This window comes from Serratia sp. (in: enterobacteria), assembly GCF_046715635.1.
Taxonomy (GTDB): domain Bacteria; phylum Pseudomonadota; class Gammaproteobacteria; order Enterobacterales; family Enterobacteriaceae; genus Chania.
The window spans coordinates 1-25,844 of sequence record NZ_JBKJYW010000547.1; the positions used below are offsets into that span (position 1 = coordinate 1).

The window sequence follows — 25,844 nt, forward strand, 5'->3', positions numbered from 1 at the left end:
CCTATCTGAATCTAGCAAAACTGGGACGTTGGTATGACAGTAAGCGGACGGGACGAGCAGGATGGGTAGTGATGTGGGAAGCGTGGTTTAAACTCCAAGACATCGTCGAAGGTTACAAACTGGCGAAGTCTCTTGATCAGGAGATCTGATCAAGAGACAGCCTTTTGGGAGGGAGCTGATAGCCCCTGCTCTTTTGGAAGTAAAAAAGCCATCTCAGCAAACTTGTTCACCTCCTCATCCAAGGTGAATAACTACAATTTAAGAGATACTCGATCGGTTCCCTCTCCTTTTGGGAGAGGGTTAGGGTGAGGGGCAATCAACAAAACCCGCACCAAAGTTAGACTTCCTTACGCCCCAGATACCGCTCTTTCATCAAAGAAACGCCAATCGCAATATCCAGCACCGGAGAGGGCGGCAGGTAATTTGCCTTACCGAGTTCCTGCATCGCACCAATCAGCGGATGGTCGATCCCCAGCGCATAGTCTGCCAATAACGTCCCGGCAATGGTTTGCTTGGACACGCCTGCGCCGTTACAGCCCCCGGCGGTATAAATGCCTTTCTTCAACTCGCCCCATACCGGCGCGCCATTACGGGTGACGCTGATGGTGCCAGACCAGGTACTGGTCAGCGGTACATCCTTCAACTGTGGGTAAATCTTGTTGAAAATCTGCTGATGTAACAGGGTTGCCTGATAGGTCTGTGCGGCGGTGATCCGGCCGTTCAAGGCTGGCGTAACATGTTGGCGGATCAGGAAACGGTGATCCTGGGTATAGCGCACCGTCGCCCCAGCGATCGCGTTGACCGGCGTTAGGCCCCAACTGCTCATGGTTGGCAGCTTTTGGCGTTGCTCTGTGGTTAATGGCGCGGTTATGCTGGCAAAGGTGGCCATTGCCGCCTGCTGGCTGGTGACAGGAGCCAGCTCTCTGGAGAGGGCGTTGGTGGCTAACATCACGTTGGCCGTTCTAATCGTACCGAAGGGGGTGACCACCTGCGTCACGCTACCGTGCCGGATCGCCATCACCGGGGTATGGTTATACATCGTCACGTTGTCTGGCAGATTATTTGCCAGGCCAACGATCAGGCTGGCAGGATTAACCAGGATCGAACTGGGGGTATAGATGCCCTTATTATAAAAACGCGTGCCCAATTTTCGATACAGCGCCTCCTTATCCATTATTTGATAAGGTTCGTTCATGGTATCGAGATTGTCAGTGTATTCTTTGAGTACCCGCTGATTGGTGGCGTCAACCTGGCAGTGATATTTACCGGCATTCTCCCATTCGCATTCGATCCCCTGTTGCTCAATTTGCTGGGTTAATTGATTGATCCCTTCTTGTAATAAAGAGCGATACGACTGGGCTTTTTTCAGCTCCGCCGTAGAACTGCCGATATTATGAGGTAACCCGATAATAAACCCTGAATTTCTGGCCGAAGAACTTTCTGCCGCACAGGCCGAATCAACGATGATGATCTTCAGTTTAGGATCGTGGTTGGCCAGCCTTCTGGCGAAGGAAATCCCGGCGAAGCCGCAGCCCACCACCACCCAGTCGGCCTCGGTATCGCCGATCAGCGTGGGGTAAACGGTGGGACGCAGGTCAGGTTTTAACCAACCATTTTGGTTTTGATTTAACGGTACCGATGCGTATTTCAAACTAAAGGTCCTTTTTAAAATGTTTGCCACTGAGGTCACTAAATAGGGTTATAAAACATTTAGCCAGGTTGAACCAGCAGATTCAGCCGTTGCTCATTTACCCCAATTTATTGACGGTCAGTTATTTATAAGCAACCGTTAAGCATTGAGACACCTCATTGCATTGCCGCATTTGGTCAATTGGCCGGGCAGGGTAACCTGGGCGATCCTCTATCATCGAAATTAAGACCACTCAGCAGCTTTATTTCTGATTTTTTCCTTTATTCCCCAGCCATAGCTGTTTAGTATCGGAATGGGTAAGAATGACCCATTTTCTGAGCTTTTCTTCTGAAAACTGGCCATTTCCGTCCAAAATGACAGAGTTGTTAACTGCATTATCATTGTCACTTAGTGGATTTAACTATCCTAAACGGATTTCTAAAAAATATAAGAACGGAAATATTCTATGTCACAGATGTTAGCGCTTTTGATTGTAATGGTGATTTTATACCTGGGAGATGTGGTATCCGTGCGCACCAAAGCCTGGATCCCTTCTGTATTTGTCTGTGCGGTGCTGTTCCTGTTTGGTTACTGGACGTTTTTCCCGCAGGATATCGTCAGCCTGGCCGGTATCACACCAGCGGTAGCGGTGATGCTGATGTATCTGCTGATCACTAACATGGGGACGCTGCTCTCGGTGCCTGAGCTGATCCGGCAATGGAAAACCATTGTGATCTCGCTGGCGGGGATCGCGGGCATTATTGCCGCCGTGTTTGCGACCTGTATGCTGATGTTTGATATGAATACCGCCATCGTGACCATTCCGCCATTGGTCGGCGGCATCGTTTCGGCGTTGATTATGTCGAAGGGGGCAGCCAGCGCGGGCCTGGTCGATCTCTCGGTATTCGCTATCCTGATCTATGTAATGCAAGGGTTTGCCGGTTATCCGTTAACCGCCATCATGCTGCAGCGGGAAGGCAAACGCGTGCTGCAAAAATATCGTAATGGCGAATGGCACGAATCTGCCGCGCAATTGCCAGCCGATAAAATGCCAACCACGGTTAGTGCGGAAGAACAAATGCCGCGCCTGTTTGGCCTGATCCCGGCCCATTACAACACCAGCTACTTCAAGTTTCTGCGCCTGGCGCTGGTGGGCTATCTGGCTTATCTGGTATCAGACCTGCTGGCTCCGGTGGTCACCATCAGCCCATTCGTGCTGTGCTTGCTGTTTGGCGTAGTGGCCGCCACGATCGGTTTCCTGGAAAAACAACCGCTGCAAAAAGCCAACGGCTTCGGGTTTGCGGTGATGGGGCTGATGCTGTTCATCTTTGACACCCTGAATAGAGCGACGCCGGAAATGCTGTTGCGCTTGGTGTTCCCGATGGTAGTGCTGATCGCCGTTGCAGTGGTAGGTATGTTTATCGTCTCGTGGATCGTGGGTAAATTCCTTGGCGTCAGCATGGAGATGGCCTTCGCGATCTCCCTGACGGCGATGTATGGCTTCCCGGCGGATTATATCATCACCAACGAAGCGATAACTGCGCTGACCAAAGACGAAAAAGAGCGTGAGATCCTGACGCACCATATGTTGGCACCGATGCTGGTCGGCGGGTTTATTTCCGTGACGATGGTTTCCGTGGTGCTGGCGGGCATTATGGTCGGTTACATCATCCCAATCGCAGGATAAGTCATGAGCTATGCAAATCAGCTGCGTATTCAGCAGCATCTGGAACAACTGGCCGAGTTTACGGCTACGCCGGGCGAAGGCACGACGCGTATGAGCTACAGCCCACAAGGCCAACAGGCGCGGGCTTATATCAAGGCGCAGATGGAGGCGGCGGGCCTCAGCGTACGTGAGGACGCCATCGGCAATATCTTCGGTAAGAGTCAGGCGCAGGATCCGGCATTGCCGAGCGTGATGATCGGCTCCCACTTTGACTCGGTGCCTAACGGCGGTGCTTTCGACGGCCCTGCCGGAGTGGTGATGGGGTTGGAAGTGGCCAAGCTGTTCCAGGAACATCGGTTATTGCCGCGTTACCCGCTAGAAGTGGTGGCGCTGGTGGAAGAGGAAGGGGCCAGCTTTGGCCGTGGCCTGCTGGCTTCCTGTGCGATTGCAGGTAAGGTGGATGCCGAAGAGCTGCACCGTCTGCGCGATAGCCAGGGGCAATCGGCAGCACAATGCATGGCACAGGTGGGTTTTGATGCCGATCGGGTGGCCAGCGTGGTGCGGGAGCCGCAAACCCTCAAGGCGTTTATCGAGCTGCATATTGAGCAAGGGCCGGTGCTGGAACAGGAAGGGTTAGACGTTGGCCTGGTAGATGTGATCGTCGGTATCACCCAACTGGTCGTCACCATCACCGGTAAGGCCGGGCATGCGGGCACCACGCCGATGGATCGCCGCCACGATGCGCTGGTGGCCGCCAGCCAGGTGATCGCTCGTGTTGGCGATTTTGCCCGCGAGGCCGGTGATGAAACGGTTGCCACGACGGGGAAAATTCAGGTGTTCCCTAACGGGGCGAACGTGATACCGAGCAAGGTGATTTTCACCGTCGATATCCGCTCCAAGCGGTTGGATAAGCTGCAGCAGGTAGTCGAGCAAACCAAAGCCTGTATCCAACAGCAGGCCGGGGCGGGGATCGCCTGCCAGATTGAACAACCGTTGCTGGTAGAGCCGACGCGCCTGCACAGCGGTATCCACCGCCAGCTACAAAAACACAGCGAAGCGCTGGGCCTGAGCCACCGGACCATGGTCAGCGGAGCCGGGCATGATGCGATGATTTTTGCCGGGATCACCGATGTGGGGCTGGTGTTTGTACCCAGCAAGGACGGCCTGAGCCATCACCCCGACGAGTGGACCGACTATGAGCAAATTAAGAAAGGCATCGACGTTATTTTTAACACGGTAAAAGAGATCACAGAGGCAAGCAGTTATGACTAATCAAGCTATCGCGCAATCCATTAAAGCCCACGTGGAGGCGATGATTGCATTCCGTCGCGATCTGCATGCTCACCCGGAACTGCCTTGGGAAGAGGTGCGTACCACCCAGAAGGTGGCGCAAGCGCTGGAGGCGATTGGTATCCCTTATCGTCTGACGACGCCAACGGGCGTGATTGCCGAGATTACGGGTGGGCAGCCTGGCAAGACCGTGGCCTTACGCGCCGATATGGATGCGTTGCCGGTGCAGGAACTCAACGACTCATTAAGTTATAAATCGCAAACCGACGGCAAAATGCACGCCTGCGGGCACGATGCCCACACCGCCATGCTGTTGACGGCGGCGAAAGCGTTGTACGAAAACCGGGAGAGCCTGCGTGGCAACGTGCGGTTGATTTTCCAACCTGCCGAAGAGATTGCCCAGGGCGCACGTGAGATGGTGAAACAGGGCGCAATCGAGGGTGTGGATAACGCGTTTGGTATGCATATCTGGACCACCAGCCCATCGGGCAAGGTGTCTTGTAATGTCGGTTCCACTTTTGCTTCTGCCGATTTGCTGAAGGTGAAGTTCAAAGGGCGTGGCGGCCACGGTTCAATGCCAGAGGCCTGTGTGGATGCTGCGGTCGTTGCTTCGGCTTTCGTGATGAACGTGCAGGCGATCGTTTCCCGTGAAACCTCTCCGCTGGAATCGGCGGTGGTTACCATTGGCAAAATGGAAGTGGGCACCCGGTTTAACGTGATTGCCGAAAATGCGGTGCTGGACGGCACGGTGCGCTGCTTTAACGTTGAGGCACGTGAGCGTATCAAGGCGGCGATTGAGCGTTACGCTGAGCATACTGCGGCCATTTACGGCGCGACGGCGCAGGTGGAATACACCTACGGCACCTTGCCGGTAATCAACGAGGAGCGTAGCGCGTTGCTGGCTCAATCGGTGGTGCGTTCGGCCTTTGGTGACGAGGTGCTGTTTGCTGAAAAACCGACGACCGGCGGTGAGGATTTCAGCTTCTTTATTGAAAATATCCCTGGCTGCTTTGCCCTGTTAGGTTGCGGCAATGCGGAGAAAGGCACCGACTGGGCGCACCACCACGGTTGCTTCAATATCGATGAGGACGTGATGGCGACCGGCGCGGAGCTGTATGCGCAGTATGCCTGGAGCTATTTGCAGCAGGATGCGTTCTAATTCCGTTCCCTCTCTCATTTTATGGGAGGGGAAAATATACAAACGGTTTCACCCCAGCCCTGATGGCTGCAATCGGTTATCGGCTGGCTGTAACGGGCAATAAATCGGATCACGCTATCCCCGCTGTTGAGCTGAATTTTGCCGCGATCGAGCAGTGATACTGGTTGATCCGAGGTGGAAATATTGCTGGTAAACAGGTTGGCAGCGGTTCTTTGCGCAAAGCCGACGTCTAGTTCAGAAGGTTGATAATGCTGGGCCTTAAGCCAGCCACGGGCATCGTTACGTGACCAGACATTCGGTTCATTTGCCAAGGCGAAGACCTCCAGCAGCCAGCCGTTGGAGTTCTGATACGCCCCGCTGAACGGGTAGGCGGCGAGGTTATAACGGCTGCTATGCAGTAAATTGAGACGCTGGGTGTTCGCCAGCACCTTTAGCAAACGTTCCTGCAACGCAACCGTTGGGCGAAGTAGGGCAATCTCTTTTCTCACCAACCCGTCGGATAAAAACTCATACAGCCCTTGGACATACAGTGATGAGTGTGCTGTGCCGCATTCGTTGAGGTTGTGGTAGATCTGCCAATGGCCATTGGGTTGGCGCACCGCCCACGCGGCGTGAGAATAACTCAAATGATGACGGTCCATCTTCTGCCCTTGGCGCGCCAACACCACCACGCTATCCTCCCGCTGGTTCAGCAGATCTTTTAACGCTTGGGCGCTGGCCATGGTGCTGGCGACGTCCTGCGCCGCCGGGGTTTGCGCGTTGCAATGGGTGCTTTGTGCCTGTGCGGGTGAAAGGAGGGCAGCGCTGAACGCCAGTAACACCAATCCACGCAGTGCCAAGCGCTTCATTTGGTGGTTGGCAGCATTTGGTTCTGCGAAAGACCGGCGTCGCCCTGATACAACATATGGGAGATCACCTTGCCGTCTTTTTTCAACAAAGCCCCGGTTCCTTCGGGCGCTTTTTCCAATGTCAGCTTATCGCCAGGCTGTATTTTGGCCTCATCCGCCACTTTTTCCGGTACTTGGAGTTTGACCTCTTTGCCATCTGGCGTTTTGGTGGTCAGCGTCGCCGTCTTCGCTTTTTTATTCTTTTCTACCGAGCGCATGATCAAGTTTGCGGGCAATAAAATAGGGGAGAGAATCAAGCCGCTCACCAACATGGAACTGCCGAGGCTGACTACACCGGCAGAAAGTACCATAGACTGACCGTTGGAAAGTTCGGCGTGGCTCAGGAAGGGCAGCAGTGTCGAAACCAGCAGGGTAGAACGCAGTAATTTTTTCATTTGAAATCCTTTTCGGCCGGGTTAACGGCATATATTGCAACTTTGCTCCGGCGAGATTAACGCCGGAGCAGGGAGTAAACAAGATCAGTCTACTGGCCCGCTCATTTCGCCAATAAAGTCTATTCTGTCACGAAGCCAGGTGTTCACTATCGCATCGGCGGCTTTGGCCGCATCGCTAGCCGAGAAATGCTTCTCGGTTTGCAACCAGCCCATGGTCGCCAGACGTGCCGGTTCAATGGCGACAAGCAGCTGCTCGCGTTGTGCTTGCGGCCAAACCTTATCATCAGACCAGCTGCGGATTAGCTGTGCAGGATCGTCCGTGGCTGGCGTGCGCTGACTTGGCTTGAGAAAATCCTCGGGTGAGACGGTGGCGTGCAGGCGGAACATAGCCCAATCGGCATAGCTGGCAAAGCGGATGGTACCGGAGTTTTCACTGGCCTTGCCAATCATCGGTTCTATTAACTTAGTAAGTTGCTGCCAGGCTGGCCGTTCAAACAGGTCGCCCTGAGGTGAGCAAATGGGGGCCTGTGAATCACGCGATGATCCATATAATGCCCCAAAGGCTTCATAAGCCGCTGAGCCCTGCTGCTTGAAGATGAAGCAATGCACATAGGGGCGGCCATCGGCGTTTTCGTATCCGGCTCGCTCAATGGTCATGCGTAAGAGCGTTAAAACAGAGACATCAGGGCCGGTCTTGGGATTGTTCTCGATATAATGTAACACTGACTGGGAGAATGCGTCGTCGTTCATCGCCTTGATCACGCTTTGATGCCTGGTTGCTACCTCGGCATCAGTGACCTTGCTGGCAGGTACAAACTGATGCAGGTAGATCAGCCACGCAGAGGGCAATGGGCCGCGATACTGTTGTAACTGTTGCGCCGCAGCGGCTGGGTCTGCCGGAATACTGGCGATAAGGTTATCTAGCGCCGAGGCGCCTTGCTTGGCGGTGTTCTGCAACTGGGCGGCGCGTTGGCTCAATAAATCGCTCAGGCAGCTTTCCTGACCGTTGCAGGTATCCCGCTGCTTCAACCAGCTACGCTGCTCGGTGCGTAATGCGTCGGCCTGATCTCCTGCCAGGTTTGCCATCGCCGACTGGTAATTTTCGCTCAGTTGTCCGTCAAGGCTGCTCAGATCTGGGTTATTGCAGATGCTATGCTCGACATTGCTGGTGGCTTTGGCACAGTCGAAAGAGGCGGCGTGCGCTGCGGTGCTGGCCCCCAGAGTCAGGCTCAGGCACAACAAAAGACGCAAAAAGGGAGAATAACTCGCGGTGGTTGAGGTTGGGGGGGGCGAGGTCGTTATTTGAAATCTGGCGGTCATGCTAAGTTCCTTTTTTACACCGAACGGAGGATTTGTGCCGTCTATTGCTTCAGAATAATAGCATGTGGACTCTCAGGAACGTGAGGTCCAGGGAAGGGGATTACCACAACGTGGAGCCCCTTGCTGAGGCTCCACGAAAGTCACGGTTTTATGGGATTATGCTGAGACGATCTCTGGTTCGTCAAAGGCGGTCAGTTTCGGTACTTCACCCCGGTATTTTTCGGCATAGACCAACGCGGAATTACCCGCACAACCGTTGGCCAACCTGGATGTCGGTATATCGGCAGTCAACACGTTTGCCGCACCGTTCTTGCAGATGCCGTTCTCCAAATCTGGCCAGGCCCCTTCATGGATACAGATCACGCCTGGTTTGATCCCGTCGCTGACCAGCGCCCCGACCAACACCTGCCCGCGATCGTTCCATACCCGCACCAAGTCACCATCGGCGATACCTCTGGCTTTAGCGTCATCCGGATGAATGGTGACGGGCTCGCGATCGGCCACGGCGTATTGTTTACGTAGCTCGGCATAGTTGAGCTGGCTGTGCAGGCGATGGGCCGGATGCGCCGTCAGTAACTGCAGCTGATCTTTATTGGCGGAGCCTTTCCACTCATCCGGTTCGAGCCACGATGCATGTGGCGGGCAGTCCTTATACTGATATCCTTCGATGGTTTTTGAGTAGATCTCGATCTTGCCGCTAGGTGTACCCAGAGGATTCATCACCGGATCGTTGCGGAAATCTGCATAGCGAACATACTTGTCATTCTTCTCATTTTGGCGCATTTCAATCAGCTTGTTCTGCTGCCAAAAAGTGTTGAACGCCGGCATGGCCACGCGCTGGGCTCGGGCTGCTTTTTGAGCAACATCATAAAACTGTTTCAACCATCCCAACTCGTCCTTACCTTCGGTGTAAACGGCTTTTCCGCCAGGCTTAAGCATTTCCGCCAGATCGGCGAACACATCAAAGTCATTACGTGATTCAAACTGCGGTTCAATCACCTGCTTCATCGGCACCAGGTGCTGGTTACTGTAGTCACCGGTCATGGTCAGGTCATTGCGTTCGAATGAAGTGGTGATTGGCAGGACGATATCCGCATGTTTAGCCGCTGCCGTCCAATAACATTCAGAAATCACGATCAACTCTGGCTTTTGCCAGGCCTTGATGAGGCGGTTGGTATCCTGATGGTGTGTGAAGTTGGCACCGCCAGCCCACCAGATCATCTTGATATCCGGGAAGGTTTGTTCTTTACCATTATGCGGGTATTTCCCCCCCGGATTCTCCAACGCTTCGACAATACGCGCAACGGGAATACTGACCACTGCATCAGATACCGCCCAGTCGTTACCTTCGGAGGAGCCCCCCGCCACCTGCGCGGAAATTGCTGGCAGAACGCCGCCGACACGCGTTGGGTTACCGCCGTTAGAATAGTGATAGGAGAAACCAAAACCGCCGCCTTGAGTACCAATCTGCCCAAGCATGGCCGCCAGGGTCACCAGCATCCAGTGTCTCTGTTCACCGTATTGCTGGCGTTGGATACCCCATCCCCCCATGAGCATGGTTTTATTGCCAGCAAAGATTTCCGCCAGTTTTTCGATTTGCTCTGCGGGTACGCCACTGATTTCAGCGGCCCAGGCTGCCGTTTTCTCCTTATTGTCGTTTTTGCCCAGCAGGTATTCTTCGAACTGAGGATAGCCGGTGGTGTATTTCTCCAGAAAGGTTTTATCGTGCAGATCTTTTTTGACCAGAGTGTGGGCAATACCAAGCATCATTGCCACGTCAGTGCCCATATTGGGGGCTATCCAAGTGGCATTGTCACCGAAGAACTCAATGGTTTCCGAGCGCATCGGATCGACTGCAATGACGCTTTTTCCAGACTTCTTCAATAAGTGAAAATATTCCAGCCCTTGTTCATCACTACTGCTCCAGGCGATTTTCAATGTATTGATCGGGTTCATCCCCCAGAGCACCACGACTTGACTGTGTTCCAATACCATCGGCCAGGTTGTTTGTTGCTCATAGACTTCAACAGAACCGACCACATACGGCATGATCACCTGGGCTGCGGCCGTAGAGTAATCACCGGTATGGCCAGCGTAGCCTCCCGCCATACTCATGTAGCGCTGGAGCAGCGTTTGCGCCTTATGCAGAATGCCACTTGAACGCCAACCGTAAGAGCCCGCGAAAATGGATGAAGGACCGTACTGGCTGCGGATGCGGCTGTGCTGCTCGTGGATCAGTTTCAATGCCTGTTCCCAACTCACGCGCACAAACGGATCGCTGCCGCGCTTGTTGTCGGCTTTCCCTGGGTTTTCCAGGTAGCTTTTGCGCACCATGGGATATTTGATACGGGCTTTGGTGTGGACTTGATCCGGGGCGGTTTGTTGCAGCGAGTTAGGCACGGTTTTGGGGAGCGCGCCTTTCGAGGCGACGACTTTCCCGTCTTTCACTTCAACGTACAGCGCTCCCCAACGAGAGGCGGTCAGTATACCTTCTCCTTTTGGGCCGTCCGCCCAGGCAGGTAGGGGAAGTGATGATGAAAGGGCCAGGGTTCCGGTTGTCACCCCAGCCGTTTTGATAAAGTTACGTCTTGAAAAATTCATGATTCCTCCTGGTCAAATGGCATTCATTTTTTTATGTCTTTTGCGTTGTATTGGAAGTAACGGGTCAGAATATCCAGTTCGCTATCATCGATATTGGTACGTGCTCCCATGCCTTTTGCCACTGAAGGCCAGGCATTGAGAGTAAAGTGGTGAGCCGGGATTGGGGCATGGCAGCCAGCACAGTAAACGTTGTCGAGCTTACGGGCGTATTCCCAGAGCGGCTCACGAGCGGCGAGAGCCGGTGCGCGCCACTCCCCTTGCAGAGTGACATCACGCCATAGATTGCCGTAGTCGTCCTGCTGCCACTCGGTGATTGCCTTGACGGCTTGCACACCTTTCTCACTGAGTGACGCGAGTACCATGCGCTGGCCTGCCGCATAGTAGATAATCTGTTCTGTTCCCTGCATCTGACTGCCCCGAATCTCGACTTGGCGCGTGTCCCCATTGCTGCTGATTATCTGCATCTGAGTGGCGGGATAAAGCGTGCCCAGGTCGCCCAGACTGGCATTGCGCACCACGTAAAGCTCGCGGGTTGATGCAGGCACGGCTGCTGCCTGTGCTTCCAGAGCCGCCAACGCGCTATCATCCATTTTGATTTCCGGCGGGAAGTGCGCTATCCCTTTGTGGCAATCGATACAGGTCTGCTGCTCTTTAATGCCCATCTCATGCATTTTTTTGGCTTCGGCACTTTGTGCGTCCAGCATCATGGCATCGATGCTATGGCAACTGCGGCAGGTTGCGGAGTCGTTGGCTTTCAACTGATCCCACACGGTTTGCGCCATAGCCAGACGGTGATCCTCGTATTTCTCCGGAGTGTCTATTTTTTTGCTGATAAACTGATGGTAGATATCTTTAGAGGCGACGAGCTTGGTCAGCAGGTAGTCCATGCCACTGGGGGGAATGTGGCAATCAGCACATTCGGCACGAATGCCTTTCTGGTTTTGGAAGTGAACAGAGCCAGTATACTCTTCGTAAGGGGCCTGCATGGTGTGGCAGGACAGACAGAACTCAGTACTGGATGTTTTCTGCAACGACCATTGCGCCGCGAACACGAGCACGGCCCCCACTATGGCGCCAAACACCATCATCATTGCGATGGTTTTATTTATTTTTTTCACCCTGTTTTCCCTAGTATTTACATACTAAATAATAGGTAGACAATAAGTGAGCAATCTCGGGTTAAAATTGACATTCATCAATTTAATAAGTAATAAAGGATTGAATTTTACAAATATCAGGATTTGCGCACATTATTTAAGTCCCGCGGAAAGTTCCTGCGAGGCTTTCAACCATTGAGGGCGGGCCTGCAATGATAAGTTAATTTTATTTGGCGATGGGAATACCTGTTTAAATATAAATTTATCTTTATATTCATGCCGGGCGGAATAATGCTGAAATTGAATGAGGTCATCGTTTCAGCATGGTGAGTTGCTGCCGTAAGATATCTTACGATCGTTAGAATTGCTTCCTTTACGGCAATAATATAATGCTGCCTCATTTAAGTAAGTGTAAAAAATAGGGGGCTGGGAGCATTATCGGCTTATAGACGCACAGGGGCAGTATCAACCTACGAGGTCAGCACGGAAACCGGCGACCTCTTTTCAGGCGACAGCACTCAATAACTTACCGGGAAAGTTGAAGGGGAACATCATCCCCCCAACGTTCAACCCAGCGCAGCAAACCCCGCGCGGATCTCATCTTCCGGCAAATCGATGCCGATAAACACCATCGTGCTTTTGCGCTCTTCTTCCGGTAACCATTCACGGTCCCAGTCGGCGTTATACAGACGCTGTACGCCCTGGAACAACAAGCGGCGCGGTTCGTCTTTGATCGACAAAATCCCTTTGTAGCGCAGCAGGTTATCGGCGAACTTCAGCAATAAGCCTTCCATCACCTCGGAAATCTGCATCAGTTCCAGCGGCTGGTCGTGATACACCACGATCGACTGGATGTTGTTCTGCGCCTGTGGGATACGGCGGAACAGCGGTTTCGGTGTTGCCACGTTGAGCTTATCGTTAAGCACAAAGCCTTCGATATCAAACAGCACGCTGAGATCGATATCGCCGTGCGTCACTTTATATACCGGCGCGCGGGCGTTCATCAGCTGCAAACGCTGGATCAGCGCTTCGTTATCCGTTGCCACGTCGGTCTTGGTCAGCAGGATGCGATCGGCATAACCCACCTGGGCCTGCGAGATAGTGAACTGGTTTAACTGCTGATCGGCATGCACCGCATCCACCAGCGTGATAATCCCGTCCAGCAGGAAACGTTGGCCGATGACTTCGTGCGAGAAGAAGGTCTGGGTAATCGGGCCGGGATCGGCCATGCCGGTGCATTCAATAATCAGCCGGTCAAACTCCAGTTGCCCCTGATCGACGCCGTCCAGCAGATCCAGCAGTGCGTCTGCCAGTTCGTTGGATTTGCTGCAACAGATACACCCGTTGCTGAGGGTGGTGATACGGCTGGCGCGGTCGCCAATCAGCGCGTTATCAATCGGCACCTCACCGAATTCGTTCTCGATGACGGCAATCTTGTAACCGTGGTTTTCATTCAGAATGTGGCGCAGCAGGGTGGTTTTGCCCGCGCCCAAAAAGCCCGTCAGGATGGTGACTGCAATGGGTTTCATGCCTGGTCCTTTTACTCACTTAACTAGCAACAGCGCATACCGCCTTTGCCATCGCCACCGTAGCGGGCATCCTGGCGTTCGCGGAAAAATTCTTTATAGGTCATCACCGGCTTGTCCGGATGGTTGTCTTTCATATGCTGGACGTAGGTATCGTAGTCAGGCACGCCCACTAACATGCGTGCAGCCTGCCCGAGATATTTACCCGCCTGGCCGAGGTTACCGAACATGGGTTTGCTCCAAAGAAAAATACCCTACATAACGGGCGCAGCGTGCAGCGCCCCTACAATGGTACAACGGGCACCGTATCAGGGTGCCCTTACTATCATTATGCAGGGTATCGATCAAATCACCATCAGTGGTGCGACGAAACTTTGACGCCACCCTCAGGAACCGGCACGTATGGCGTTTCCTGATCGGTGCGTTTCGGGTTTTTGTGCGCCGCCATGGCGGTTTTAATACCGAAGAAGATGATGCTATACACCACCAGCAGGAACAGGATGCTCAAACCGGCGTTGGTGTAGTTGTTCACCACGATATGGTTCATGTTGGCAACCTGCTGTGCGGTCAGTTCAGCGCTGCCCTCGGCGATTTTGTTTCTGTACAGGCTGGCCTGGTAGAAGAAGCCTTCCAACTGCGGATTGTCGCTGAACAGCTTCAGGCAAATCGCGTAGGTGGTACAGATCAGCAGCCAAACGGCCGGGATCACGGTCACCCAGATGTACTTGGTGCGCTTCATCTTGATCAATACTACGGTGCTCAGGACCAGCGCTACGGCAGCCAACATCTGGTTGGAGATGCCGAACAGCGGCCACAGGCTCTTGACGCCGCCCAACGGATCGACCACGCCTTGATACAGCAGGTAACCCCACAAGCCAACGCAGCCCGCAGTACCGGCCATACCGGCCACCAGCGAATCGGTTTTCTTCAGGAACGGCACGAAGTTACCCAACAAGTCTTGCAGCATAAAGCGACCGGAACGGGTACCTGCATCCAGAGCGGTCAGGATGAACAGCGCTTCGAACAGAATACCGAAGTGATACCAGAAGCCCATGTTCGCGCCAGGGATGACCTGGTGGAACACGTGAGCGATACCGACGGCCAGAGTTGGTGCGCCACCGGCACGGTTCAGTACCGAAGGTTCGCCGATGTCTTTGGCCGTTTGCAGGATCTGCTCTGGGGTAATTACAAAGCCCCAGGAACTGACGGTTGCGGCAGCATGCGCGGAGACATCACGCAGAGAGGCCATGATCATCGGCGCATCTTCGGTGCCCAGACGGTGCAGGTCTGGCATGGTGATACCCAGTGCCGCCGGTGGGGTGTTCATGGCGAAGTACAGGCCAGGCTCGATGATAGAAGCCGCGACCAGCGCCATAATGGCAACGAAGGATTCCATCAGCATGGCGCCGTAACCGATAAAGCGGGAGTCCATTTCGTTGGCCAGCAGTTTCGGTGTGGTACCTGAAGCGATCAGCGCGTGGAAGCCAGAAACGGCACCACAGGCAATGGTAATAAACAGGAACGGGAACAGGGTGCCTTTCCAGACCGGGCCGGTGCCGTCAACAAACTGCGTAACCGCAGGCATTTTCAGCTCTGGGTTGAGGATCACGATACCGATCGCCAGCCCGACGATCACGCCGATTTTCAGGAAGGTGGCCAGATAGTCACGCGGAGCCAGGATCAGCCAGACCGGCAGCAGGGCAGAAACGAAGGCATAACCAATCAGCGTATAGGTGATGGTGGTGTCTTTAAAGGTCAGCGCCGGGCCCCAGTATGGGTCGTGGGCAATCACGCCGCCGAACCAGATGGAGGCGATCAACAGCACAATACCGATGATTGACACTTCACCCACTTTGCCAGGGCGCAGGAAGCGCATATACACGCCCATAAACAGCGCGATTGGCACAGTGGAACAGACGGTGAACACACCCCACGGACTTTCGGCCAAGGCTTTCACTACGATCAGCGCCAGCACCGCGAGGATGATGATCATGATCAGGAAGCAGCCAAACAGCGCGATGGTGCCAGGAATTGGGCCCATTTCCTTTTTGATGATCTCGCCCAGCGAGGCGCCGTTACGGCGCGAGGAGATAAACAGCACCATAAAGTCCTGTACCGCCCCTGCCAACACCACGCCGCCTAACAGCCACAGCGTACCGGGCAGATAGCCGACCTGTGCCGCCAGAACAGGGCCAACCAACGGACCCGCACCGGCAATGGCCGCAAAGTGGTGGCCGAACAGCACGTTTTTATTGGTGGGGACGTAGTTCAGGCCGTCATTGTTCACCACCGCCGGTGTGGCACGGGTGGCGTCCAGTTGCATCACCTTGGTGGCGATGTAGAGGCTGTAGTAACGATAAGCCACCAGGTAGACCGCAACCGAAGCAACGATGATCCAAAGTGCACTAATGCTTTCGCCACGGCGCAATGCGATGACACCCAGGCAGGAAGCCCCGAGTATCCCCAGCAGCATCCATGGGAGGTGTTTTAAAATTCCCTCGCGTTTCATGAGGTATCCTTTTCCTATCTGCAAAAATTGAGTGATAAATCCGATTCTTAGATGTCGGACATTTAGCTGTAGCGTCTTCCCCTGGTTAGGGTCAGGTTTAGGAACAGCTCATCATTGCCAGGCTGGATAGGGAAAGACATCTGAATTTCAGCCAGCGGTTTTATACGCTGGTGAACGGTTGCAATGGCGGGGTGAGTGGTTTAGGCGCTGATTATGGGAGATTAAGTGCGAGTGGCGAAGGCGATCAGGTTTTGCTCCGTTTTGGCACTCGCCAACTGCTGCCCCATCCAAGGGCTGAAGGCCCAGGGGGTTGCCGTTACCGCAGCGAACAAGGCGGGTAAATCAACCCAGTGGAAGTCCATGACTTCATCAGCTCTGGCTGCGACGGCACCCGTAGTCAATGCTGCGTAAACCGGGCAGATTTCGTTTTCCATAATGCCGGAGGCGTCTGTCTCGCAGTAACGAAAGTCGGGGGCAACGGCGGTGATCTGCTCTACGCTCAGGCCCACTTCATACAGACAGCGTTGCTCGATGGCGTGTTCGATACTCTCCTGCCACTGCGGATGGCCACACACCGAGTTGGTCCAAACGCCGGGCCAGGCTTTTTTGCTCAGCGCTCGGCGGGTGATCAGCAACTCGCCTTGCGGATTGAAGATCCACGAGGAGAAAGCCAGATGCAGGGGCGTTTGTCGTTGGTGGGCTGCATATTTTTCCATCACGCCGGTGGGTTGACCTTGTTCATCAAGTAAAACGACATGCTGCTGGGTCATGTAGATTCCAATTTATTCGCGATGTACGACTATTACTATAACACCCGTCTCTCAATGTAGGGGGCACATCATGCTGTGCCCATTCACCTTCTATTTTCGTACCTCTTCCCAACTCAAACCAAAGCGCGCCAAGTACTTACGCAGCCGGTCGGCATCGTTGGGCTGCTTTTTCTGCTGGCGCGAGACGGCAAACAGCTGTCTACCTGCTTCGGAAAGCGACCTGGAAGCTCGACACACTTTAAGCACCGTCGCCAACTGGCTTTGATCAAACAGATCGATTTCGGCCAACTCGACAGGTAATTGCACGGTGGTATTCCCCTGCCAATGGGATTTCAGCCGGGTGATTTCCTCATCGACTAACGGCTGGTTGATGCGGCCCTGTTCCGCCAGTGTAGCCATGCGGGCAATGGAAGAACCCAGCTCGCGGAAGTTACCGCGCCAGGCTGCCTGCGGGGAATGGGCAAAAGCCAGGTAACGCTGCCTGGCGTCTTTGTCGAACCGGACCTGCGTCTGGTTGCTGCGGGCAAAGCGTTGTAATTCGTAATCGATGTTCGGTTCGATATCCTCGCGGCGCTCAGCCAGGCCGGGCAGTGGAAAGGTCCACATATTGATACGGGCGTATAAATCCTCACGGAAACGGCCTTGAACTATCCAGTCGCGCATATCGCGGTGGGTACCGGCAATCAGTTGGAAATCACTGCTGGCTTCTTTATCAGAACCAAAGGGGAAGAAGGTCTTTTCCTCGATAGCTTTCAGCAGCATCGCCTGTTCGTCTAGCCCCAGCTCGGCGATCTCATCAAGGAACAACATGCCGCCATCGGCTTCACGCAGCAGGCCAGCCCGTGCCTGCAACGCACCGGTGAACGCCCCTTTCACATGGCCGAACAGGGTCGACATGGCGTTATCGCCGCGTAGGGTGGCACAGTTCACTGCCACAAAACGGCCTTTCACCAGATGGCGCGAATGCCGGAGTTGGTAGATACGCTCGGCCAAAAAGGATTTACCGGCTCCCGTGGGGCCGGTGAGTAACATGGGGGCATTGGAACGCAGGGCCACTCGTTCGATCTGGTCGATCAGGGAATTAAAGGTGGCGTTACGCGTTTCAATACCGGCTTTGAGGAACGACACCGAACGCTGTTGCTCATGCAGAAAACGGCTGGTGAGGGCGGTATAGCGGCTGAGATCCAGATCGATCACCGAGTAGATCCCTTGAGGGGATGGGCGAGCGGCTTTGTCACCGGGCGCGGTTTGCAGCAGTTGGGCAGGCAAGTAGCGCGCTTCCGTCAGCAGGAACCAGCAGATTTGTACTACGTGGGTGCCGGTGGTGATATGCACCAGATAGTCTTCATTCTCGGTATCAAACGGATAGCGGCTGGCGAAATCCAGAAAGGCGCTGTACACCTCTTCTAAATCCCAGGGATCTTTAAGTGCCACTTCCTGTAATACCACCTGAGTGGCTGGCGAAACCGCCACGATATCTTCCGCCACCTGCTGTGCCATGCCTTTATCGCGTGGCTGATGCAGCAGCTCCAGGCGATCGATCGGCAGGTCGGGTTGCTGGCACAGCCCCACCGTTGGCCGCCACTTGCTCCAGCGGTTTTCCCGTTTGCCACGTTTATCCAGCTTGGTGCCCAGCACCCCGATTACCACTCTGCGTTTCATATTATCCTTTGCGATAAATAACTATCCTGAAAGATAAAATACCGGCTTGTTAGTATCATCGCCAGTAGTCGATGAATAATTATTTACTGGTTAAATATCAATATATTGTATTTTTAATGGGTGTTTTTATAAAAATTGGCACGCCTTTCGCTATATCTACAGCGTCAATAGAAAAAGGATGACTAAAAAATGACTTACACAAAAAACAATAACTATGAATTGATGGCACTGGTTAACAGCGCACCGATCAAGATGTGGACACAGGGCGTGCCCGTTGAGCCAGAAGCGCGTGAGCAACTGCTCAATACGGCCAAAATGCCGTTTATTTTTAAACACCTGGCAGTGATGCCGGATGTGCATTTGGGGAAAGGTTCCACCATTGGTAGCGTTATTCCTACCCGTGGCGCGATTATCCCCGCAGCCGTAGGCGTGGATATTGGTTGCGGCATGATTGCGGTGCGTACTTCGCTGGTGGCCGCCGATCTGCCGGATAGCCTGGCCGGGTTGCGTAGCGCTATCGAACAGGCGGTGCCGCATGGGCGTAGCTCAACCCGTTCGAAAAGAGATAAAGGGAGTTGGACCACTCCGCCGCAAACGGTCGATCGCCACTGGGCCGAGCTGGCTCCGCGCTTTAACCGCCTGATCGATAAATACCCGCGGTTGCGTAACACCAATAACTATCAGCATTTGGGAACGTTGGGAACGGGTAACCACTTTATCGAGGTTTGCCTGGATGAAACGCAGCAGGTGTGGGTGATGTTGCATAGCGGTTCCCGTGGGGTAGGTAATGCCATCGGTTCACTGTTTATTGCGTTGGCCCAGCAAGATATGCAGCAACATATCGCTAACCTGCCGGATCGCAATCTGGCCTATTTTGAGGAAGGCAGCCTGCATTTTGACGATTATATGGAAGCCGTGGGTTGGGCGCAGGATTTTGCCCGTCATAACCGGGAAGTGATGATGGAGCACGTGCTGGCGGCGCTGTCGCGTATCGTGACCAAACCGTTCACCACCCAGCAAGAGGCCGTGAACTGCCACCATAACTATGTGCAACGTGAGACGCACTTTGGTGAGCCGGTGCTGGTGACGCGTAAAGGTGCCGTGTCTGCGCAGAAAGGGCAGATGGGTATCATCCCCGGTTCGATGGGGGCGAAAAGCTTCATTGTGCGAGGATTGGGTAACGAGGAGAGCTTCTGCTCTTGCAGCCATGGCGCGGGCCGCACCATGAGCCGTACGGCGGCGAAAAAACGCTTCACCGTGGCCGACCAGATCCGGGCCACCGAACATGTGGAATGCCGTAAGGACAGCGAGGTGATCGATGAGATCCCCATGGCTTATAAAGATATCGATGCGGTGATGGCGGCACAGTCTTCACTGGTGGAAATCGTTCATACCCTGCGGCAGGTGGTATGTGTAAAAGGATAAAGATGATGGAACAGCAATTAAACGGCGTGGACAGCGCCATGCAGGAAAGAGTCCGGCAGGTGATGGGCGAGGTGGAAAAGCGTTACAACGTGCGTGTGCTTTATGCCTGCGAATCTGGCAGCCGTGGTTGGGGGTTTGCCTCGCCAGACAGCGATTATGATGTGCGCTTTTTGTATGTTCACCCACCAGAATGGTATCTGCGGGTAGAAGCGCAGAGGGATGTGATAGAGCTGCCAATCGATCATGAGCTGGATGTCTGCGGTTGGGAGTGGCGTAAAGCGCTCGGCTTGTTGAAGCGGGCCAACCCGACGTTGATCGAGTGGCTGGATTCACCGGTGGTGTATCAGGAAGCCCCTGAGAGCGTCGCGGCGTTACGAGGTGTAGTGCCAGAGTGGTTCTCTGCGCAGCGGGCGCGTTGGCACTATCTGTCGATGGCCAGGAAAAACTTCCGTGGTTATCTGCAGGGTGAGCAGGTACGGCTGAAGAAATATTTCTACGTGCTGCGTCCGTTGCTGGCGGTGCGCTGGATAGAAGCGGGCAAGGGCGTACCACCGATGCGTTTTGACCAGTTGCTGGCAGGCACGGTGGAGGATCCGCTGCTGTTGGCGGAAATCCATGAATTACTGGCAGCCAAACGGCGCGCAGGCGAGGCGGAATACGGCCCACGTAGAGAAAGGATCCACGCGTATATCGCGCAGGAACTGACGGCGGATGCCCGGCAGGAAGCTTTGCCCGACAGCCCGGCCCGCAGCGACAGATCGCTGGATGAATTGCTTTATCGCACGGTGATGGTGTAATCAACCGGGGAGAAGGAAGGCTCCCCGGTAATACCAAGGCTAGTAAGGACCACACAGGTTCGACCGTAGGGGCGCCGCATGCTGCGCCCGCTTAACGTTTCAGTTTTTACCGATAAAAATATTCTGCCGATGATAGGCCAACTGGCTGGCATCCGCAGGGAAATCTACTGACGGCCTCAGCTTGCGGCCTTCATATTTGGCAAAGTTCTCTTCGCTGATGGCACTATTCAGTTGTTTAAGGCGCGGTGAAAGCACCAATTCAAGGTGTTCATTAAAGGTGATTAGCCCGCGATCGAACGCTTTATCGTGCAGGTTGGACAGACATAAGCCGTTGCTAGGGTTGAGCTGATGTTCAACGGAATGCTTCCACGGGCGGATATGGCTGGCGACCAGCAACATCGGCTCTTCTAATTCGGTCAGACAACAGCGATTTTCATAAGCATCCAGCACCCGTTTACGGAACAACTGCTGGCCAACACGTGCATTGATAATGGTGGTTCTTTCTCTGCCACTAAAGTCTTCCATGCCGCTGTCATGCAATGCCGTGACTGGTGGTTCCAACTGTGTCATCGCCAATTGGCACTGCCGTTCAAAGGTTTTACTGTCGAGGTTCATTTCCTGCCACAGTGCCTGATCGGCTTTGGATGCCCCTGTCAGTCCACGACGGCCAGAGTTAACGATAAACGGATCCAGACTGGCGATGTTCACCAGCTTCATTGCCAATGCGGAAGGTGTACGGCCAATTAACCCAGCATAATGGATAATATCGGGGTTGTTGGCGTGCAATTTACCAAAAGGGATTTGGCTGTATAGCGTAAAAGCTACCAGCAGCTGTTCCCGTGTCCAGAGATTTACGGCAGCCATCAGGGCCTCGTCGTGGCATTACTTAATCGCGTTAGTTGAGGAAGTTACTATGCCAGGCACGTCGGTTATTGCCTACCTTCATTGATAATAGGAATGGGCGCTGCATGCAGCGCCCCTAACCCGACCACCACGCCGGTGTGGCACGGTGAGAAGCACCACCTGGCGTTGATAAGGCAAAAAACCATAGCCGCTATCTTATGGCGATATCGTGGTTAATTGACCAGTTCATAGTATGACAGTGCCCCTAAGGTGGGGACTTTGCTGACGCTATTATCCGGTTCGTCAAAGAAAATGACTTCCTGAGAAAAATCGTCTCGTAGGGTGTTGACCCGATAGGGTTTCAGATCGGTAATAATCGCGTAACCATTTCGGTCGGTGATCACATTAACCTGTTCTGGAATAGCGGTGTTTGGATGCTTGCGGCTATATACCAATGCATTAGTGCCTCCCAATGTCTGACCCAAAGTGATGCCGTTGCGATGTGCGATTATCGAGCCAGCTGTTTGAACGGAGTAAAGGCTATAATCTTTTCCTGACTGGTAGCGTACTGCGGACTCTCCGGAATCATAGCGATAATTGGCATTCCCGCTATAATTCATGCCGGTATTTTTCCCATGTTTAGCTGATACTCGATAGTTCAAATTGTTGTCGAATTGCCTGCCGCTGAAACCTACATCACTCTGGTATAAGTTATAGTGGTCATAAGAATAACCCATGTTCAAGCTGGTGTTGTCAATGCCGATTTTTTTAAGTGGTATTCGGAACGTAATGCCAAATTGTGTTTCATTTTTTTGCGTTTTATATTGGTAATAAGATAAGTCCACATCAAAGGAAATGGTGGGTGAGGTTTGCATGAATTGCATTGAGTATAAGGTTCTCATACCCTGATCTTTTTTATATTTTTCTTGGTTTATGTTAACGCGTAAATTTTGCGAAGAATTTAAAGATGAGTTAATGGAAAAATTGAATCCATACTTCTTGGCATAATATTCGCAACAAAAATAATATGAATCTTTACCATAGGAAAAACTGTTAAAGTCATTGAAGTTGGGGGTTGGGTAATAGTCACCGTTTAGCATGATGCTGGTGTTAATTTGGTTAATGTTGGCCGCATACTGTAATCGGATTTTGTCTCCTTTTATATTTTTGTTTTCTGGTGATTTTACTTGGCTACTCTGGTAGTTGACCACAATGTCACCGTATTGGTTGAGTCTTTTCCCAATGCCGACTGAACTGTTGAAATACCCCTGGGAGAGCAATATCCCACCATGTAATGAGCTGTTTTTCGATATGCCGTATCCGCCTCCTCCCTGAAGAAATAAAGGCTTGGTCATCATGTCTACAGCATCGTAATCCATAAAGTGGCCGAGAGACAGATCGTAACGCCAGGCACTTTTATCAAAGATACTGTCTAACTGGCTCCAGGGAACATCATAATAGGTGGTGCTACCGTCACTTTCTTTTACGATCATGGTAATCGCACCTGATTTATCAAACAGTTTTATATTCCTCAGGAAAAATTCACCGGGCGTGACCATAGTACGATGAACCGTGCTACCATTTTGCAGGATTTCTACCTCAGCATCACTATTTGCCACGCCATAAACCCAAGGGAGTATAGGCCCATGAGCGAGTGGAAACATGCCATCGTCTGATGATAATCGTACTCCCCGGTAGGGAAAACCGGAAAGATAAAAAGGCGAACTGTATCCATCGCCAATATGTAACCGCGAATTCAATTCAGGTATGTCTTTTTCAGCATGTATTTCTCTGAGCTTTATCGTAGGCTGTTGCTGGTCTTCATTGTTATAGAACTGTTTTGCTCTTAACCGCCATTGCCGGTAGTTTATTCCAGAGTGAACCTCCGCCACCAAGTTGTTTTTGGTTTTTTTTCTGGCATAACGAAGGCCGGCATACTTTTTGTAGTTTATATCGTAATTTAAAAGTAAAGCCGGTATACCCGTATCTCGTTTGTCAATCGCCAGGCGGGGATCTACAGACACCTCAGTGGATTCCATATATGAGAATATCAGGATGTTTATGTGGTCAATCACACTAACGGCGATATTTAACGGATAAAGATCCTTTGCGGTGAGACAGTCAGTGCTATTTGCCTGCTCAAGATCCTGTTGGGCAATAATCTCCCATTGCAGAAGTTGCTCTTTATTGAAGCAGGGGAAACCTTTATTATTTAGTTCTAAGGCGACATTTCCCACATCGCGTTCGCCCACTGATACCCAGAAGTTCTCTTTGGCATAAGTCGTTTTTGACATAGAAAAGCTTATAAAAAGTAGAGCAATTATTTTTCTCATAAAAATCAGGAAAACCTGCGCAATGACTTCCCATCATTACGCACAAAAAAGTACTGGCGTTATCATAGTGCCAGTACTGTTGATAAAGAGTACTATAGGGGTGGGGAATTACAGACCTTCAATAGAAGGTAATAGGGCGTCCAGTTTGTCCAATTCATTCATCATTTGGCGATAGACAATGAGTTTAGATTGTGCGTGGCGGCCATCAAGTTTATTAGGGGAAAGTAAGTCTCTCATTTTATTCCATACCGCCATTCCCGCAGGTTTATGCATTTCTTGGGAAGTCATTGCCATATATTTATTAAATGCTTCCCAGTACTGTTCTTCCCAGCGCTCCTGTTGATTAAACCCAGGGGTAATCATTTTTCTTGTATTGTTAGCCGCTGAACTACAGTATTTATAGACTCCCCCTAAGAAGCCATACGAAACATCAAACGGTGTTTTTCCGTTAATGGATGTTTTGCTATTAGGGTTTTGAATGTCGCTGGTGCAATGGATTACACGGGCACGCAGATCTTTTTCTTTGGTATTTATTCCACCAGCAAAGCTGTTAGAGGCTAAAAGAAATGCGCTGAGTGCAAAAGTGATAGCACTAATATTTTTCATTTTCAAAATTTGCTTCCTTAAGATAATAGAGACTGATTCCTTAATGGTCACGTTTCTGTGACGTGGAAAGAATAGCGAAAAGATCCATCGATATCAATCGTTCGCATGTTGTTTAATTCATTGAAATATATAGATATTTTGCATGGGAAAGATCTGTAAAAAAAAGCATTTACTTTACGTATCTTATTGTAATTTATCGTGGTATTTTAATTTCGCTCGTATCAGTGGAAGAGATGTTTGCCGTATTTTTAAATTTTATAAAATAATGGGATATTAATAGTGGCCATTACAATATTTTTCACTGGTTGCTGGGTCGAAAATATATTGCCATGTCATGAGGAGGAGGCGTGGGTAAGTATATAACTTTGCTGTAGGGGAGCTAGGCTTTACCTATTATTGATGAGGGATGGTCAATCTGTGGTGCCATATCGGGAAGCCTAGGTTGGTAGTCTTGATGGCTATCCTTGGTCGTTGGTGGTTATTTTTACCGGGTCGGGTTGATTTTTCCGCCAGTCACATTCTCATTGCTCCTCTCTGCTGCCTGATTTATGGATTAAATTTCATGCAATCAAGGGGTGCGATGCCATGCACCCCTTGCGGTTTTATTTCAACGCAATACGGATCACATCATCCGCATCGGTCGCTTCTTTTTCACGGCTTGAAGCCTGTTTCACGCTCACGTACAGCGTCTTACCCTCGGGTGACAGTGCCAGGCTGTTCGGATGCGTTGGCGTCTTGATGGTTTCCAACAGCTTGTAGCTCTTGGCATCGATTACGCTCACGGTGCCTTCTTTGCGATGAGTAACGTACACTTCATTGCGCGCCGGGTTAAACAACACGGCCAGGGATTCCGGTACGTCGATCTTCTGCAGAATATTACCGTTGTTGGTATCAACAACCAGCACCTGCGGCTGTTTGGAGTCGGTAATAAACGCACGATGGTTTGCCGGATCCAGGCTGATATTCAGGAAGAAGTGCTCCTTCGACTCATCCAGCTTCTTACGTGACAGCACCTTGTTGGTTTTGGTATCGATAGTCACCAGTTCGCCTTCGGCATTGGTGACGTACAGGCGGCTTGCCGCGGCATCCAGCGCCAGACCGGTGCCGTATTTACCGGTTTCGGTGATGGTGGTGCGCAGGGTCAGATCCTTGCCATCCACTACCCAAACCACGCTGGACTCGCCCAGGCCGGTGATATAGACGGTGTCCGTTGTCGCATCTGCCACCAGCTCGCGTGGGGCCAATGGTTTCACGGTATCAGAGCGCTTACGAGCATCCAGTACCAGGCGGCCTTTCACTTCGCCGGTTTTGCCGTCGATAGCGGTCAG

20 protein-coding genes and 1 pseudogene are annotated in these 25,844 nt (G+C 52.4%); 6 read left to right on the plus strand and 15 right to left on the minus strand.

Annotated features, from left to right (window positions below; all coding sequences use genetic code 11):
- Positions 1 to 149: pseudogene (locus tag ACLQ7H_RS28360) on the plus strand (IS4 family transposase); the annotation flags it as partial.
- A 188-nt stretch (positions 150 to 337) separates the two neighbouring features.
- On the opposite strand, the gene ACLQ7H_RS28365 reads toward ACLQ7H_RS28360, so the two are convergent.
- Positions 338 to 1,651: an NAD(P)/FAD-dependent oxidoreductase gene (locus ACLQ7H_RS28365; protein WP_411755554.1), complete on the minus strand. Its 1,314-nt coding sequence runs from the start codon at positions 1,649 to 1,651 to the stop codon at positions 338 to 340.
- Between the two features lie 445 nt (positions 1,652 to 2,096).
- On the opposite strand from ACLQ7H_RS28365, the gene ACLQ7H_RS28370 reads away from it, so the two are divergent.
- From ACLQ7H_RS28370 to ACLQ7H_RS28380, 3 genes are read left to right on the plus strand one after another with little or no spacing between them, the layout of a single operon-like run.
- Positions 2,097 to 3,317, plus strand: a complete 1,221-nt coding sequence (locus ACLQ7H_RS28370) for a hypothetical protein (protein ID WP_411755555.1) — start codon at positions 2,097 to 2,099, stop codon at positions 3,315 to 3,317.
- A 3-nt stretch (positions 3,318 to 3,320) separates the two neighbouring features.
- On the plus strand, positions 3,321 to 4,568 hold the full coding sequence (locus ACLQ7H_RS28375) for a Zn-dependent hydrolase (RefSeq protein ID WP_411755556.1): 1,248 nt from the start codon (positions 3,321 to 3,323) through the stop codon (positions 4,566 to 4,568).
- On the plus strand, positions 4,561 to 5,745 hold the full coding sequence (locus ACLQ7H_RS28380; protein WP_411755557.1) for an amidohydrolase: 1,185 nt from the start codon (positions 4,561 to 4,563) through the stop codon (positions 5,743 to 5,745). Before ACLQ7H_RS28375 ends, ACLQ7H_RS28380 begins: the two co-directional genes overlap by 8 nt.
- Before the next feature lie 14 nt (positions 5,746 to 5,759).
- Here ACLQ7H_RS28380 and ACLQ7H_RS28385 read toward each other — a convergent pair whose 3' ends face one another.
- From ACLQ7H_RS28385 to rtcR, 10 genes are all read right to left on the minus strand, one after another.
- A complete protein-coding gene (locus ACLQ7H_RS28385; protein ID WP_411755572.1) occupies positions 5,760 to 6,578 on the minus strand; it encodes a DUF2145 domain-containing protein in 819 nt (272 codons plus the stop codon).
- A gap of 11 nt (positions 6,579 to 6,589) precedes the next feature.
- Positions 6,590 to 7,027 carry an STM0539 family protein gene (locus ACLQ7H_RS28390; RefSeq protein WP_411755558.1) on the minus strand — a complete coding sequence of 146 codons (438 nt, stop codon included), beginning with the start codon at positions 7,025 to 7,027 and terminating at the stop codon, positions 6,590 to 6,592.
- 84 nt (positions 7,028 to 7,111) lie between these two features.
- Complete coding sequence (locus ACLQ7H_RS28395; RefSeq protein ID WP_411755559.1) at positions 7,112 to 8,347, minus strand: lysozyme inhibitor LprI family protein; 1,236 nt, start codon at positions 8,345 to 8,347, stop codon at positions 7,112 to 7,114.
- Positions 8,348 to 8,503: 156 nt separating this feature from the next.
- Positions 8,504 to 10,948 (minus strand): trimethylamine-N-oxide reductase 2, encoded by a 2,445-nt coding sequence (locus tag ACLQ7H_RS28400; protein ID WP_411755560.1) that lies wholly within the window; start codon positions 10,946 to 10,948, stop codon positions 8,504 to 8,506.
- 23 nt (positions 10,949 to 10,971) lie between these two features.
- Entirely contained in the window at positions 10,972 to 12,066 is a 1,095-nt protein-coding gene (locus tag ACLQ7H_RS28405) for a NapC/NirT family cytochrome c (RefSeq protein WP_411755561.1), read from the minus strand.
- A 545-nt stretch (positions 12,067 to 12,611) separates the two neighbouring features.
- Positions 12,612 to 13,574 (minus strand): GTPase, encoded by a 963-nt coding sequence (gene yjiA, locus ACLQ7H_RS28410; RefSeq protein ID WP_411755562.1) that lies wholly within the window; start codon positions 13,572 to 13,574, stop codon positions 12,612 to 12,614.
- Between the two features lie 23 nt (positions 13,575 to 13,597).
- On the minus strand, positions 13,598 to 13,801 hold the full coding sequence (locus ACLQ7H_RS28415; protein ID WP_021179159.1) for a YbdD/YjiX family protein: 204 nt from the start codon (positions 13,799 to 13,801) through the stop codon (positions 13,598 to 13,600).
- 125 nt (positions 13,802 to 13,926) lie between these two features.
- Positions 13,927 to 16,080, minus strand: a complete 2,154-nt coding sequence (locus ACLQ7H_RS28420) for a carbon starvation CstA family protein (protein ID WP_411755563.1) — start codon at positions 16,078 to 16,080, stop codon at positions 13,927 to 13,929.
- Between the two features lie 221 nt (positions 16,081 to 16,301).
- On the minus strand, positions 16,302 to 16,850 hold the full coding sequence (idi, locus tag ACLQ7H_RS28425) for an isopentenyl-diphosphate Delta-isomerase (protein ID WP_411755564.1): 549 nt from the start codon (positions 16,848 to 16,850) through the stop codon (positions 16,302 to 16,304).
- 90 nt (positions 16,851 to 16,940) lie between these two features.
- On the minus strand, positions 16,941 to 18,512 hold the full coding sequence (gene rtcR, locus ACLQ7H_RS28430; protein ID WP_411755565.1) for an RNA repair transcriptional activator RtcR: 1,572 nt from the start codon (positions 18,510 to 18,512) through the stop codon (positions 16,941 to 16,943).
- Between the two features lie 189 nt (positions 18,513 to 18,701).
- Between rtcR and ACLQ7H_RS28435 the strand changes: the two genes are divergently transcribed.
- Both ACLQ7H_RS28435 and ACLQ7H_RS28440 read left to right on the plus strand, forming a co-directional pair.
- On the plus strand, positions 18,702 to 19,937 hold the full coding sequence (locus ACLQ7H_RS28435; protein ID WP_411755566.1) for an RtcB family protein: 1,236 nt from the start codon (positions 18,702 to 18,704) through the stop codon (positions 19,935 to 19,937).
- A 2-nt stretch (positions 19,938 to 19,939) separates the two neighbouring features.
- The gene (locus tag ACLQ7H_RS28440) at positions 19,940 to 20,734 is read left to right on the plus strand and encodes a DNA polymerase beta superfamily protein (RefSeq protein ID WP_411755567.1); all 795 of its coding nucleotides are present in this window, start codon (positions 19,940 to 19,942) and stop codon (positions 20,732 to 20,734) included.
- 99 nt (positions 20,735 to 20,833) lie between these two features.
- Here the strand turns inward: ACLQ7H_RS28440 and ACLQ7H_RS28445 are convergent, their stop codons facing one another.
- The 4 genes from ACLQ7H_RS28445 to ACLQ7H_RS28460 form a co-directional block, all read right to left on the minus strand.
- Entirely contained in the window at positions 20,834 to 21,598 is a 765-nt protein-coding gene (locus tag ACLQ7H_RS28445) for an HNH endonuclease (protein ID WP_411755568.1), read from the minus strand.
- Between the two features lie 212 nt (positions 21,599 to 21,810).
- Positions 21,811 to 23,910 carry a fimbria/pilus outer membrane usher protein gene (locus tag ACLQ7H_RS28450; RefSeq protein ID WP_411755569.1) on the minus strand — a complete coding sequence of 700 codons (2,100 nt, stop codon included), beginning with the start codon at positions 23,908 to 23,910 and terminating at the stop codon, positions 21,811 to 21,813.
- Between the two features lie 108 nt (positions 23,911 to 24,018).
- Positions 24,019 to 24,522 (minus strand): hypothetical protein, encoded by a 504-nt coding sequence (locus tag ACLQ7H_RS28455; RefSeq protein WP_411755570.1) that lies wholly within the window; start codon positions 24,520 to 24,522, stop codon positions 24,019 to 24,021.
- Positions 24,523 to 25,118: 596 nt separating this feature from the next.
- Positions 25,119 to 25,844, minus strand: a 726-nt coding sequence (locus ACLQ7H_RS28460; protein WP_411755571.1) for a YncE family protein, incomplete at its 5' end; no start/stop codon positions are given.

What these genes read in the sequence shown, in the direction of transcription:
- ACLQ7H_RS28370 (WP_411755555.1), top strand. Translation starts at nt 2,097, where the DNA reads ATGTCACAGATGTTAGCGCTTTTGATTGTAATGGTGATTTTATACCTG.
- ACLQ7H_RS28375 (WP_411755556.1), top strand. Translation starts at nt 3,321, where the DNA reads ATGAGCTATGCAAATCAGCTGCGTATTCAGCAGCATCTGGAACAACTG.
- ACLQ7H_RS28380 (WP_411755557.1), top strand. Translation starts at nt 4,561, where the DNA reads ATGACTAATCAAGCTATCGCGCAATCCATTAAAGCCCACGTGGAGGCG.
- ACLQ7H_RS28390 (WP_411755558.1), bottom strand. Translation starts at nt 7,027, where the DNA reads ATGAAAAAATTACTGCGTTCTACCCTGCTGGTTTCGACACTGCTGCCC.
- ACLQ7H_RS28395 (WP_411755559.1), bottom strand. Translation starts at nt 8,347, where the DNA reads ATGACCGCCAGATTTCAAATAACGACCTCGCCCCCCCCAACCTCAACC.
- ACLQ7H_RS28400 (WP_411755560.1), bottom strand. Translation starts at nt 10,948, where the DNA reads ATGAATTTTTCAAGACGTAACTTTATCAAAACGGCTGGGGTGACAACC.
- yjiA (WP_411755562.1), bottom strand. Translation starts at nt 13,574, where the DNA reads ATGAAACCCATTGCAGTCACCATCCTGACGGGCTTTTTGGGCGCGGGC.
- ACLQ7H_RS28415 (WP_021179159.1), bottom strand. Translation starts at nt 13,801, where the DNA reads ATGTTCGGTAACCTCGGCCAGGCGGGTAAATATCTCGGGCAGGCTGCA.
- ACLQ7H_RS28420 (WP_411755563.1), bottom strand. Translation starts at nt 16,080, where the DNA reads ATGAAACGCGAGGGAATTTTAAAACACCTCCCATGGATGCTGCTGGGG.
- idi (WP_411755564.1), bottom strand. Translation starts at nt 16,850, where the DNA reads ATGACCCAGCAGCATGTCGTTTTACTTGATGAACAAGGTCAACCCACC.
- rtcR (WP_411755565.1), bottom strand. Translation starts at nt 18,512, where the DNA reads ATGAAACGCAGAGTGGTAATCGGGGTGCTGGGCACCAAGCTGGATAAA.
- ACLQ7H_RS28435 (WP_411755566.1), top strand. Translation starts at nt 18,702, where the DNA reads ATGACTTACACAAAAAACAATAACTATGAATTGATGGCACTGGTTAAC.
- ACLQ7H_RS28440 (WP_411755567.1), top strand. Translation starts at nt 19,940, where the DNA reads ATGATGGAACAGCAATTAAACGGCGTGGACAGCGCCATGCAGGAAAGA.
- ACLQ7H_RS28445 (WP_411755568.1), bottom strand. Translation starts at nt 21,598, where the DNA reads ATGGCTGCCGTAAATCTCTGGACACGGGAACAGCTGCTGGTAGCTTTT.
- ACLQ7H_RS28450 (WP_411755569.1), bottom strand. Translation starts at nt 23,910, where the DNA reads ATGAGAAAAATAATTGCTCTACTTTTTATAAGCTTTTCTATGTCAAAA.